We start from the raw sequence: 13864 nt of genomic DNA, 5'->3' as shown, positions 1-13864 counted from the left end.
TGTTCCTACTTCACCAAACGTAACATTCCATTACTAGGTTTATAATAAAAAGTGGCTGCAAAGTCCATTGCAACCGCTTTTTAACAAAACGAAAAAGTATAATCGGATATACAGTGCTAAAGCTAGCTATTCACTATAAACTCAAGTTTAATGTGACATTAAATAATCTTCTCTCCTGCTACAGCAAACGCCAATTAGTTTGCCAATATTTTATATGTTTTGCGCTGGTTAAAAACTTTCCCATACATGTTGGTTGCCTTTACTTCAATAAGGTGCTCTCCTACCGTCAAATTCATAGGGATGGCTGCTCTCCACAGGTGTTTGCATTCCGCGGCAGTACTAGGTCTTCTGCCGGTAAGTAAGGTTTCCGTGTTGTCCCACTTGTGCAGGGTGGAAAGAAAATTCGGATCTTGCTCCAACACATAACTCATTTTCTTCCATTTACCATTGTCTATTCTAAAAAGCACCTCATCTTCCTCCCTACCCATAAAAAAGTTGGCATAAATTCCTGCTGAAGTTTTTTTGTCTTTTTCCAGCACTTTGGGTGCATAGATTTCAATCTGGTAATCTTTCGCTTTACCCGCAACTTTGTAATCAACGTTATATTTATTTCCATTGAAATTTATAAAGGCATAACCTTTTGGCGTACCATCGCTCATGGTAGAAACGGGAACGCCTATTTCATTAAGTTCTCCAGAATACCAGTTGCCTGAGGTGGTGCCCACATTGTAGTGGTGATGAGCTTTGGCTTGTTTCCAGCCATCTTTTTGAGTAAAAAACATTTGTTTTTGGTTATGGGTATGAGCCGACATAGATAAGGTATTCGGGAAATCGCTCATCAAATTGAAAAGCTCTATTCTGTCAGCCTCCCTGAAAGCGTCATTTTCGCCAGCAAAACCAATTGGAATATGAAAAGCAATCACGATCAGTCTATCTTTTGGAACAAATTTTAAATCATTTCGAACAAAGTCTAATTGATCTTTCCTTAAGCCACCCCAATACGATTTTCCACCTCTGGGATCGGGATAAATGATGTCATCAAGTACAATAAAATGAACATCTGCATAATTGAAAGCATAATCTGCCGGACCAAAGTGTGCCTCATAAGATTCATCTGAATATTGATCTTCCTTTACATCAAAATTGATATCATGATTACCCATGAGGTTATACCAGGGAATACCGATCTTTTTTACAGCTTTAATATATGGAGTAAATAATGATGGATCGTTTCCAACCAAATCGCCCATACTTAACCCGAATTGAACATTTTTTATATTTTCTACCTCAGCAACTACGCCTTTTGCAAAATAATCGATCTCCGTTAGGTTATACGCTTGTGGGTCGCCAAAGATCAATGCTGTAAAATTTGGATCTTCCTGAGATGATGTGAGCAGAAAGTTAACTGATTTAGGCAGCTCACCTGTTGGCGACACCCCTTTATACTTCAAAACCGGGGAACCCTTTGGTTTGTGATTATAAAAAAATTGAGGCAACCGGTCATCATTTACCGGCACTTTATAGTCCTTGGGTTTAATGACTGAAATGATTTGATCATCGCTGATGGGAAGTTCATACCTGCCCTTCTCATCAGTTTGCACCACTTCCACGCCATTTGTTACAGAAATTCTGGATAATCCTTTTTCTGACCGATCATGCTTTCCGTTTTTATTTGCATCGTGATACACATAACCTGTTACCTTTTGCTGTGCGAAAACACTCAACGAGAAGATCATCCCCGCTCCAAGTAAAATTATATTTTTCATTGTAAACTGTTATTGAAATTATAGCACCTGAAATTCAATTCAAAAAAAAGCTGCCCCAATTGAGGCAGCTTGAATATTTAGTTAATTACCCTTGTTGCACCGGTCATTTCCTGAATCACGGCGAGCGGTGATGTTTTAGGAACGGCCACCGTTTTGTGGCTGCGCTTGGTGGTCCAGGTTTTGGTTGTGGCATTATAAACACCACCTAAATAACTAAACTGGGCGGCTTCCGGATTGGCGCCAACCTTATCGGTATTGGTGCCCTGACGGTAAAAAGGCTGGAAACTTGTTCCATTATTTCTTTTGTAAAAATCGTTGTCAACAATGGCATAACCTACTCCGCTTGCAAATGCATTTCCTGTTCCTGCATAAAATGCAACATCAGATGGGACAGTATTCAAACCAACATTAGTTGTTGCGAAAACGGCCATTCCGGCTGCATTACCACTGTTGGCCAGTAAGTTTGCAGTAACATCACCCACGCCATCATCGCCAGGCAGGTTGTTATACAACTTGCTAACCACCCAGTTTGCCTGGCTAATATCTGTTGAGTTTGTGCCACCAATTACCTTATATCCGCCTACATAAAAGAATGTACCTTTTGCAACAGTTCCTCTGGTGATATTGAATTTATAGGTACGTAAACCGCCCGTAGCCCAACCGCCTGTTGGTGCACCTGTTGGTGTAGAAGCACCAGCATTGTTGGTGGTAAAAACACTAAACGAGGTTCTTCTAAAGTCGAGATCCTGTGTTGCCATTAATTGAATGTATTCATAGTTGGCATCCGTTCCATCTGGGTCTGCAAAATAACCAGTGATAATTGCAGGATTTGGACCAAGAGGAATTGAAGGATCTACAACAATACTTGTCGCCATAAAATCAGACTTAATTCGAGGCCAAATTTGCGGTACGCCAGTGACAGAAGGAATAACTAAACCCATTACATTTGCCGAATACGGGAGGAATTCAGTTTTAAAAGTGGCGGTACTATTCACATTCATCTGAATATCGCCCGATCCTTCATTGAAAGTTTTAACACCTTCAATGCGCTCTACGCCAATATTTGGTTCGAAGTTCGAATTATAAACAACACCAAATAAACCCTCAAAATTTTCAGGTTTAGCTAACATGGTTACAGCAGATACCGGAGTCATGATCACATTAATACCACTGGCTACTTTTTCGACGTTTGAGGCTGGGATCCCCGTAATTTGAAGTATGCCGTTTATCCTTTTGAGTACACCACCCTCAATTCTGATGTGTACCGAATCACCCGGAAGATAATTTGCAGCCGCAGCGCCAATATTAATGGCCATTCCCCGCAACGAATCGATGGTTGCACTTACTTTTCTTGAATTTTGGACAAAAAGTAATCCTTCTGGTAAGTTTTTGCCAGTGTGATCTGAGGTAACCTGACCAGCAATGACTGTTGCTTCTCTCATTACTTCCTTAGTCAGGGTAACATCGCTCCCTTTATAAAGCTTGCGAATATCCAAATTTGACATAAATGGACTCGGTGTACTGATCACAAACTGGTGATCTTGTTTACTGCAGGCCGCCAGAATTAATAGCAATGCGCCTGTAAAAAGTAAATTTATTTTGAAGATCTTTTTCATATCTGATAAAATTGAGCTTAAGGTCTTTGCCACCAAACTAATGTATTAATGTCGTCAGCGCCTTGGGCAGCCACAGCGTTTCTGTAACTCGTAGGGTTGGTAGATTGTGTAATTAATGGATAATTTAATCTGGCTGGCATCCGGCCGCCGTTTACCAAACCAGGACCTTTTGGAAGAATCGGGTGCCCTGTGCGTCTGTATTCAAACCATTGTTGGAAATCGACCAGAAACATTGCATAATACTTTTGTACCAGAATAGATTCCATCTGGCTTTTGCTACCAAAAGCAGTGGCGTCTAATGGTAAAGAAGCATCCCAGGTTAAGCCAGCAGTATTTATATAATTCTGAAAATTAGCGTCTGTAGGATTGGTAATGTACGCAGGCATCCAATAATTAATGGCATCGGCCATTCCTTTATAGTAGTAGTTTTGAACCGGACCTGAAATCCATCCTTTAGCCGCAGCTTCAGCTTTTATAAAAGCAACCTCGGCACTGTTCATGATAATGCCCGTGTTTACGTCGGTTTGTAAGGTTAATTTGTTTTCCGTATCTGAGTTAAAATGCGTTTGTTGCACCACTCCAGATCCTGGAGAATAACCACTTGAAACGCCAACCCAGCCATCAGGCCCTCTATCAAGCCCGAACCTTGGTACGCTTGCCGTACCTAAAGCCGGATCTACACGAGGATCATCCCAGTTTACCAGTTTCCCCAAGAAGAAATCGCAAACTGGCATATTTCTAAAATCAACGGCCCTGATATTTACCATAAATGGGGAAGAAAATACAGCCGTACTACTGTTTGTTCCGTTCCATAAAATTCTGGCAGTATGGGAATTATTTTCCATTACCGGATATTCTGCAGGTGCAGTATCTATCAACTGTTTAATCTTAGCGATGGTAGTTGCCGAAACTTCAGCCTTACCAGCTACTCGTAATAACAACCTTAAGTACAAAGAATTACCAAAACGTCTCCATTTAGAAACATCTCCTTTAAAAACAGGATCACTGGTCGGCACAATGGCAGTACCTTCTTTCAAAAGTTGATTGGCCTGCTCCAGTTTCAGAAACATATCTTCATAAATTGCCCGTTGTTTATCAAATGCGGGCTCCATGATATCTGCCTTGCCAGAATTTGCATCCGAATAAGGCACATCACCGTAGGTATCAGTAAGTAAAGAATAAACCCAACTTTGCGTAATCAGGGATATGGCCTGATAGGATTTATTTAAAGATTCTGGCCTGCTGGCGATGGTATAAATGTCTCTTAAATCCGTCAGGTTGGTGTACCAGTTATTCCAGGTATAATCGGCCTGATTTCTTCGTACATCATAGCGAAATACCCTGCCTTCAGAATCGTTGATTTCAACCGTTACCTGCATTAGCTGGTTGTTGAAATTCCAGTTGCGTACCATGTTGGCGTTTAGCACGTTAACCAATGCAGGTGTAAGCAACTGGTGTGCTTCAGCAGTTCTTCTGCCAATTGGGTCTGTGTTTACCGCTGTGAAATCCTTTGTACACGATACTATGGATAAGCAAAGGAAGGTTAACAAAAAGTAGAATATATTTTTATTATTTTTCATGATATCTATAAATTAAAGGCCTACAACTAAACGGGCACCATAAGTTCTGGTAGAAGGTAACTGACCCACTTCAAATCCCTGTACGATATCGGAACCAGCAAGTGTTCCAAATTCCGGATCGAAGGCTGGCCACTCAGACCAGATGAATAAGTTACGGCCGTAAACACCTAATGATAATTTGTTCAGGCCTAATTTTTTAGTGAATTTGCTGGCGAATGTGTAGGTAAGGTTAGCTTCTCTGAATTTCAAATAATCCGTTTTGAAAATACTGCCCTCTGCCTGGCCACTTCCATAAAGCGACTCGTAATATGCCGCAATATCAGTGGCGATCACGTCGTTCTTACGGTAAGTGCCATCAGCATTTTGCAGCACGCCGTCGCCAATTACACCATTATATCGGCCTGGAACGGTAATGGCATGTTTCCCTAATGAGGCCATTCTCGAGAAAGTTAAGGAGTGACCAACAGCGCCAAATTGCGCATCGAATAAAGCAGAAAGGCTAAATTGTTTATACGTTACCCCTGTTCCAAAACTAAACCTGAACTGCGGAGTGGTATTGCCTAAATAAATTAAATCAGGGTTTTCTAAAGCTACGCCAGTACTTGGGTTGTAAATAATTTGTCCATCAGGTGCACGCAGGTAACCCCTCCCGTAAATATCGCCCATGCTTCCACCAACGTTAGCCACTACCTGGCCGCTACCCAAGGCACCTGTTCTCAATACCAAAGAACTATCCGCTAACTCTTTAATTTTGTTTCTGTTCGCGGTAAAAGTTCCATTCAGTGTCCATTTGAAGTTTTTAGTTTGAACGGGTGTACCATTTACAGCTAACTCAATTCCTTTATTATCTACACGCCCAATATTTACTACCTGAACATTGTAACCAGTTGATTTATCTACAATTCTATTCAGAATTTGATTTTTGGTGTTTCCGGAGTATACTGCAAGATCGAAGTTTAATCTGTTTTTAAACAACCTTAAGTCTAATCCCAATTCTACCGTAGTTGTTATTAGAGGTTTTAAATTCGGATTTGGTAAAATTCTGGTATTGTTCAATGCGCCATCAGGATAAATTCCATCGGCTGCCGAAAGGTAAGTGTACTCTGTTCGGAAAGGTGTTGTACTTCCGCTACCTACCTGAGCAATCGAACCTCTTAATTTAGCATAGCTGATGGATGCTGGAAGTTTCCAGAAATCTGATGCAATAAAGGCCAAACTCGCCGACGGGTAAAAAAAGCCAACATTATCGGTTCTGGTAATGGTTGCCAGGGTACTGTTCCAATCCTGGCGAGCTGTAATATCTAAATAAAGATAATTTTTGTAGGCCAGTGATCCTGTTCCATAAAAACTGTTGATTCTGTACCTGGCCGTATCTGGGGCATAAACTAATGGGCTTCTATTATTATTCAAATCATAAACTCCTGGAATAATTAACCCATCGGCACGTGTTTCTAACCTGTTATAACTGTTACGCAACTGGCTTCCGCCCACGGTTGCCGTAACTTGGAAATCTTTACCAATTTTTTTATTGTATCTCAACATGAAATCAGCACTGATTTCATATGAGCGGATGTTAGCCAACCTGAATGAACCTTGCGCAAATTTATTTCCCGAAGCATCCCAGGGGCGTTTCGTTTCACGTACATCATTGTTTAAATCACCAGATGCCCTTACCATTAAACTTAAATCAGAAGTGATTTTGTAGTTTGCCGATAAACTTCCTAAAAACCCATTTCTTCGCTGCCCGTTCAAATATTGCTCTGAAATTGCATAAGGACTTTCTGGATTGGTTGTCGTAATATTTTGGAATTGTAGTAGTTCTCTTCCCGGAGCCCAATAATCCCTGTACCAATCTACGTTTACGTTTGGCTGCGCAAACATAAACCAATACATCAGCGACTGATTACCGTAACCTGTGGCCGGTAAGTTATCACTATGCCGGTTGCTATATTGTCCTTTAAAGTTGATGGTTAGTTTTTTAGCGATTGTGGTATTAGCATTCAAGGCTACCGTTGTCCTTTCCAAACCTGTATTGGGTACAATCCACTCATTGTTTCCGTGGCTGGCCGATAGGCGCAAACCAACACCCTTGTAGGTTCCATCTAAGCTTAATGAGTTGCTCGACTCGAACCCCGTTGTAAAAAAAGCATCAACCGGATCTTCGTAAGCCACCCACGGTGTACGCTCAACACCTCTTGCTTTGGTAGCAGGATCATACTGATAGTAATAACTTCCTAAAGAAAAAGGCGGACCCCAGGTAGAACTTGTTGCATTTGTACTTGGTCCATCAGGACTGGTACCATAAGAGAAATATGAATTGCCATAAACTCCTGCGCCAAATTCCTGTTGCCTGTCCGGACCAGTGTTTACCTCTTCCCAAGCACTATTTGAGGTAAAGGTAATGCCCAATTTTTTTCTATTTAGCGTTGCTGATTTAGTAGTGATAATGATGGCGCCATTCGCTCCTCGCTGACCATACAAAGCCGAAGCTGCAGGTCCTTTTAATACTGTAACGTTTTCAATATCATCTGGATTTAAATCGTTCAATCCGCTGCCAAAATCGGCAGGCATAATATCGCCCGAAGTACCATACACGCCACCGCCAGTTGGGCTGCTGCGTCGGGCACTACTGCTCGCCACCACACCATCTATAACAATTAAGGCCTCATTATCGCCTGTAAGGTTATTTTCTCCACGTAAAATAATTTTGTTCGAGCCAGCAGGACCACTATTACGAACTAAATTTAAACCAGCAACCTTACCCGAAAGGGCTTCAGTCCAGTTACTGGCTACAGCATTGGTAAGTGCCGTGCTGTCTACCACAGTAGCCGCGTATCCAAGTGAACGTTCTTCTCTTTTGATACCTAAAGCGGTTACCACAACCTCATTTAAGGTGTTATTTCCTGATTTTAAACGAATGTTTAGGGTACCTGTATTTTGCGTTACCTGGCGTTTAATTACCGTATAACCCAACATACTGAAATTTAACTCAGTTCCTAAAGGCACGCTGATGGCATACTCCCCATCGTTATTGGTAATACCAAACACCCTTTTGTTTCCATCCATTATGGTTACTCCAGGTAATGGCAAATTATCGGCGTCATCAACCACTTTGCCTTTAATTGTAACATTTTGTTGGGTTTGGTAATTTGAGATTAGTTTTCCACCAGCAACTAGGGTAAAAGGCTGGGCAAAAAAAAGCATGATCACACCGCTCACTGCAATCAACCGCAGTTTAACATATTGGTGTTTCCTACACTTTTCATGTAAATTTTTCATCATCAGTTTGTGTTTTAATTAGTTATCCTTTCCTTGCCGCAAAGGTTAACTTTTAAGATCAAGAAAATGTTAATTCAAGATTAACACAAACACAAAACCACGGCGCCCTTAAAAACACCGGATCACAACATTAAAACACTGTTATGTAGGTAATTAACAAATTCATCTAAGCAGGACAGAATTTTGAAAAGTATAACTGCAACGAATATTTTAGAAAAATTTAACCTAAGGTTAATTTTAGCAGTGATTACAAAAAATCAAAAGGTTGTTTAATAATACTACCCATCGAAGCACCACCCCTACCAACTTAAATTGCTTTCTGAACCCTTAACTAATATGACAATAAATCAAACCATTCCATTTGCAAAAAATACCAGATGAATACAAACTATCTGTTATAAATAATGTATAGTATAAAGCTGCCGTTTAACTGTACCATTAAGCTATTAAATGATTTCTATTGGATCGCTTGTTTGGCTAACAAACTGTTTTTTTAAGATTGCCGATTTTTATTATGACGATATTACTTGTGTCAGGTCCTGGCATATCACTTAAAGAACCATTTAATAGTGGCATAGAAGCTTTTATGGTGTCTTTTGCAAACCAATTAATTAAAGCAGGCCATGTTGTGGATGTTATTGCTGCTGAAGCGGATGCTAATTCTAGATTTACACTGATCAACCCATTTACTGAATCAACATCTGATAGCCCAAACGCTGTCGATTGTACTAAAGAAGAGCGACAATTTGCAGCGCTGCAAATTGATCGATATGATCTCATCCATTACAATATGTTTTATCCGCATTTGCTGAAAGCAGGTCAGGATTTTGATAAGCTATCATTCATTACGTTGCATTCACCAGCCGATGAAACTCGGGTGTCGACATACAAGCAACTTTCCAGCGATGGCAAATTAAAATTCGTAGCCATATCTAAAAGAATTAAGTTTCAATGGGATGAAGCATTAGATCAAGATATTCCATTGATTAATAATGGCATTAACATGGATATTTGGCCGGCAAAAACTTCAGGAAAACGTGAATATCTACTATGGTCGGCAAGAATTAATCAAAAGAAAAATGTAGCTGACGCCATTAAACTGGCAAAACACATGCAGTTACCGCTCAAAATCGCTGGCAGAATTGTAGATCAATCTTATTTTGACGATCAGGTTAAGCCCCATCTCAACGGCCAAATTGAGTATGTTGGGCACCTGACACAATCCGAACTTAGCAAATTAAGTCAACAGGCAGCGGCGTATCTCGCTACGGCAACCTGGCAAGAACCTTTTGGATTAGCTGCCCTGGAAATGTTGGCCAGCGGCATACCTGTTGTTGGATATAGTACAGCTGTTCCACCAGATTGGTCAGATGAAAGCGTATTGATAACCGACTCCTTGCAGTGGCAAGACTTGGTGAAATTGGTAGAAGAAAGTTACAGCATCAGCGCCGACACTTGCAGAAAGTTCGCTTCCTCCATGAGTATTCAGCAAATGACTGCAAGTTACCTTAAACTATACCGCGAAGTGCTGTCGCAGGAAATCAGTGGAGAACAGAGGACGTTAACGGCAGCGCAATCTAAACCTCAAACATTATAGCAATTACCAATATATGAAGATTGCTGTGATAGCCAAAACAAGACTTCCTGTAGCTGAGCCATTTCGTGGCGGGCTTGAAGCATTTACCCATTCCTTGTGCGAAGAATATATCAGGCAGGGCCACACCATTACGTTATACGCCCATGCGAATAGTGATCCAAAACTTCATATTAAGGGATTTTACGGTGATGAGCATCGGGAAGATAAACATTATGAAATCTATGAGCAGGATGAATACCTTTCGATATTGAAGAATATTGAAGAAAATGAATTTGATCTTGTTCACAACAACTCGACGCATGAGCTTCCAATATTCTGGGGTGTAAAGGCATCAATCCCAGTAATTACGACATTACACACGCCGCCGATTAGCAAATTAAAAGCGGCAATAAAGATTTGTTCCGGTTCTGAAAACCTTCATTTCGTCATGCCTTCGAAATCATTTGAGGCAACCTGGCGGCCATACCTGGATAAGCGTGCAAAAATTATTTACAATGGCGTTGATTTAGCGAAGTGGCCAATGATTCGAAACCGCCAGGAATATTTGTTCTGGTTTGGAAGAATTGTCCATGCTAAGGGACTAGATATTGTGCTGGATGCAGCACATGAAATGGATATGCCTTTAATGTTTGCCGGGCCACTTGATGATCAAAAGTATTTTGATGAACAGATCAAACCGAGGTTGTGTGAAAACGACACCTACCTTGGCCATTTAAACCAGTCCGACATCCATGCGCACATGAGCGGCGCAGCGGTAGTGGTAAACGCTGTTCGCTGGGAAGAACCTTTTGGCCTCACCAACATCGAAGCAATGTCTTCGGGTGTACCGGTTGCCGGCTTTAACCGGGGCGCTTTTCCCGAATTAATCGACATACACAGCGGCGTGATTTCAGACCAAAGAAATGTGCAATCACTTGTTAAAGCAATAAAATCTGCAATACCGCTTGAAAGCCATAAGGTTCGTTTGCATGCCGAAAAGTTTTCTTTAACGGCAATGGTTAAACAATACATTCACTACTTCGAGGAACTGATATGAGAATACTCTTAGTTGCCGGACCGTTTATTTCCCTTCGTGAACCCTATAATGGAGGCACTGAAGCCTTTGTTGTTGCGCATGCAAATCAATTGGTACGATTGGGACACACTGTTGATGTGATTGCAAAAGATGCTGATGAGAAAAATCTCTTTCAAGTGATTGAATTCCCGGAAAGTCCTCTGAGCATGAAAGATGATGCATACCGGCCCTGCCCCGAGTGGCTTGGACAACAACACTATCAAAGTTTACAGTTTGGAATGCTGGACGTGAGTAAGTATGATATTATTCACTACAACTCATTTATACCGGAAATCTATGCCGTTGGCGCCCTGCTCAACATCCCCAGCGTATTAACTTTACATTTGCCACCAACGGAAAAATTTGAACTGGTGTACAAATTTTTCTTAAAACATGCACCAGCCTTGCCTATTGGCATTTCTGAACGAATGAGCAAAGGATGGGCATCATCATTAGGCAAAGAGGTAGAGGTAATTTTAAATGGAATTGTGCTTCAGCAGTGGAAATTGTATCATCGAAATAACGATGGCTACCTCTTGTGGAGCGGAAGAATCACCAAAGAAAAAAACGTTGAAGCCGCAATTCACCTGGCTAACCACCTAAAGCGACCACTTAAAATCATCGGCCCGATATTCGATCAGCAGTATTTCAGCATCCATGTAGAGCCAAAGCTTAGCGAAAGAATTCAGTACATCTCCCATGTAAATCAGCAGCAGTTAAACGACCTGGCCGGAGGTGCTTCAGCTTATCTGGCTACTGCCCTGTGGGAAGAGCCTTTTGGCCTGAGCACTTTAGAAATGCTGGCATGTGGCCTGCCCGTTGTAGGGTTTTATACCGCTATCCCTCCTGAATTAAGAGATGAGCAGGTAGCTATTGCGGTTGATTCAGATGACTGGAAGGATTTAATCAAGCCCTTAGAGAAAGTTGGGGCTGCAACACCGCAGAACTGTAGAGACTTCGCCAATTCCTTCGACATGCAAAAAACTTCGGAAGCTTATGTTAAGGTTTATCAATGGTTATCAAAAACACTACGCCATGAATAAACCAGTAATATTCTATTTTGTACATGCGCATGGCAATGGTCATCAGGCAACGTTCAGTATGCTGTATCCAGAATTGTCAGCCTTTTTTGAGGTGATTGCAATTACTACGCATTCAGGTATCACCAACAATTTACAAAATAAACACCAGGTACAAGTCATTGAATTGCCGCCAAAGTATCCAGCCGACTACGAAATCCCTGTACACACCTATTCAAAAGCTTTTGAAGTTACGCCTTATGCCCAGGAGCCTGCAGAGCGAACAAAATCATTGGCTGAAGCAATATTGCGCCATCAACCAAAAGCATTTTATTGCGATGGCGTTCCTGAACTGGCGGTTATGGTTCGGGGAATGGGTGTACCAGTTGTTTTGGTTCACTTGCCTGGAAATACTTCGAACGACCCCACCCAGGTATTTGCACATGAGCTAGCTGACCATATCATCGCTCATTTTCCTCTTATACTTGAACAACCCGACTACAAATATTCATTTAAAACTTTTTACAGTGGATATATGTCAAAATACGATTGCGGCAAATCCGATCCAGATACTTCTGAAAATATCCATCAGGTTTCCATATTGTTAGGCTATGATAATTACGATCAGGCCGTGGTTACAAAAATGACGGAGGACCCGGACACACACTTCACCATTATTGGAAATAAGCAATATTACGATCTCGGTAAAAACTGCAACCAGCTTGGACTGGTGAAGGATATCAGTCAGGCCATAACAGGTAATATTGTGATCTCAGCAGCCGGGCAAAATACCGTCGCAGAACTATTATCAATGAATAAACGATTGATCCTGCTTCCTGAACCCAGGCCCTATGAGGAGCAAGAGGTGCATGCTCAAATGTTATCTGATCAGAAAATCGCCCTTTTAGGCGAGGAAAACTTTAGCGCTGCGCAATGGCAAATGCTACTCCATCAAACGAAAGCATTTACTCCAGCTTATAAAAATTTAGTAAACGTTGCTGCAGCGGCAGGTGTAGCACAAAAAATGCAGGAATGGTATGGTTGAATTTAGTATTGTAACTATTGTAAAAGGAAGAAGAAAGCAATTGGCTAATCTGCTTGAATCTATACGGTTATCGGTTGTGCTTCCATTCGATGTTCAGGTGGTTTGCATGGATGATCTGGAAGAATTGCCTATAACGGATGGTTTGACTGTAAACTTTCATAGGATCAAAGAAACGCATGAATTGCCATTGGCTGCCGCAAGAAATGTCGGAATATATGCGACTAAAACCACCAACATTATATTTATCGATGTGGATTGCATTGTTTCGCCAACGCTATTTTCAAATTTGCTGGAAGATTTATCTGCAGAAAATATCGTGACGGCCTACCCGCTTTATCTGCCCATGCTTCCAGATTCAGGTAATTACACTGACCTGAAGCGCCAGGCAGTGGCACACCCCAGCAGGGAAGCAATACCGAGCGGCGAGCCTGTTGAACATTTACAATTCTGGTCTTTAATTTTTGCGATTCAAAAAACAACATTCGAAAAAATTGGTGGCTTTGACGAATCCTTTACAGGTTATGGTGCAGAGGATACAGATTTCGCGATGATGTTTCATCAGGCTCATATTGACCTGATCTTCGTTCGGGATTATATCCTCCACCAATATCACGAAAAATACGATCCACCATTAAATTATTTTGAGTCGATTATCGAAAACGCATTCCGTTACCAGCAAAAATGGAAGGTTCTACCTATGCAACGTTGGCTGAAAGCATTTGAGCAAATGGGCTTAATAAAAATTGACGCTACCAATTGCATTACGGTGCTTAAAAAACCTTCCGCCAGGCAAATAGAAAGTGCTATTTCCCAGCATCCGTATTGATTGTTATTGCGCTTTCTGTTTAATAAAATTGAACTGAAAAATCACCTCATAATCAGCAGTTGTAAATGGGATTCGTTATCGA

General features: G+C 41.3%; 9 protein-coding genes. 5 read left to right on the top strand and 4 right to left on the bottom strand.

Annotated features, from left to right (window positions below):
* Positions 1 to 194: 194 nt before the first annotated feature.
* The 4 genes from R2Q70_RS05055 to R2Q70_RS05040 all read right to left on the bottom strand — a co-directional run bounded on the left by R2Q70_RS05055 (position 195) and on the right by R2Q70_RS05040 (position 8244).
* Complete coding sequence (locus R2Q70_RS05055; RefSeq protein ID WP_316806564.1) at positions 195 to 1766, bottom strand: calcineurin-like phosphoesterase family protein; 1572 nt, start codon at positions 1764 to 1766, stop codon at positions 195 to 197.
* Between the two features lie 77 nt (positions 1767 to 1843).
* Entirely contained in the window at positions 1844 to 3382 is a 1539-nt protein-coding gene (locus R2Q70_RS05050; protein WP_316806563.1) for a DUF5689 domain-containing protein, read from the bottom strand.
* 17 nt (positions 3383 to 3399) lie between these two features.
* Positions 3400 to 4962: a SusD/RagB family nutrient-binding outer membrane lipoprotein gene (locus R2Q70_RS05045; RefSeq protein ID WP_316806562.1), complete on the bottom strand. Its 1563-nt coding sequence runs from the start codon at positions 4960 to 4962 to the stop codon at positions 3400 to 3402.
* A 12-nt stretch (positions 4963 to 4974) separates the two neighbouring features.
* Complete coding sequence (locus tag R2Q70_RS05040; RefSeq protein ID WP_316806561.1) at positions 4975 to 8244, bottom strand: SusC/RagA family TonB-linked outer membrane protein; 3270 nt, start codon at positions 8242 to 8244, stop codon at positions 4975 to 4977.
* Between the two features lie 511 nt (positions 8245 to 8755).
* On the opposite strand from R2Q70_RS05040, the gene R2Q70_RS05035 reads away from it, so the two are divergent.
* The 5 genes from R2Q70_RS05035 to R2Q70_RS05015 are packed head-to-tail and all read left to right on the top strand — an operon-like array spanning position 8756 to position 13782.
* Complete coding sequence (locus R2Q70_RS05035; protein WP_316806560.1) at positions 8756 to 9838, top strand: glycosyltransferase; 1083 nt, start codon at positions 8756 to 8758, stop codon at positions 9836 to 9838.
* A gap of 13 nt (positions 9839 to 9851) precedes the next feature.
* On the top strand, positions 9852 to 10874 hold the full coding sequence (locus R2Q70_RS05030) for a glycosyltransferase (protein WP_316806559.1): 1023 nt from the start codon (positions 9852 to 9854) through the stop codon (positions 10872 to 10874).
* On the top strand, positions 10871 to 11935 hold the full coding sequence (locus R2Q70_RS05025) for a glycosyltransferase (RefSeq protein ID WP_316806558.1): 1065 nt from the start codon (positions 10871 to 10873) through the stop codon (positions 11933 to 11935). The genes R2Q70_RS05030 and R2Q70_RS05025 overlap by 4 nt, the downstream gene beginning before the upstream one ends.
* The gene (locus tag R2Q70_RS05020; RefSeq protein ID WP_316806557.1) at positions 11928 to 12956 is read left to right on the top strand and encodes a glycosyltransferase; all 1029 of its coding nucleotides are present in this window, start codon (positions 11928 to 11930) and stop codon (positions 12954 to 12956) included. Before R2Q70_RS05025 ends, R2Q70_RS05020 begins: the two co-directional genes overlap by 8 nt.
* On the top strand, positions 12949 to 13782 hold the full coding sequence (locus tag R2Q70_RS05015; protein ID WP_316806556.1) for a glycosyltransferase family 2 protein: 834 nt from the start codon (positions 12949 to 12951) through the stop codon (positions 13780 to 13782). The genes R2Q70_RS05020 and R2Q70_RS05015 overlap by 8 nt, the downstream gene beginning before the upstream one ends.
* Positions 13783 to 13864 lie beyond the last annotated feature (82 nt).

Source organism: Pedobacter agri, assembly GCF_032678665.1.
GTDB lineage: Bacteria > Bacteroidota > Bacteroidia > Sphingobacteriales > Sphingobacteriaceae > Pedobacter > Pedobacter agri_A.
This window is presented reverse-complemented; position numbering and strand designations above follow the sequence as displayed.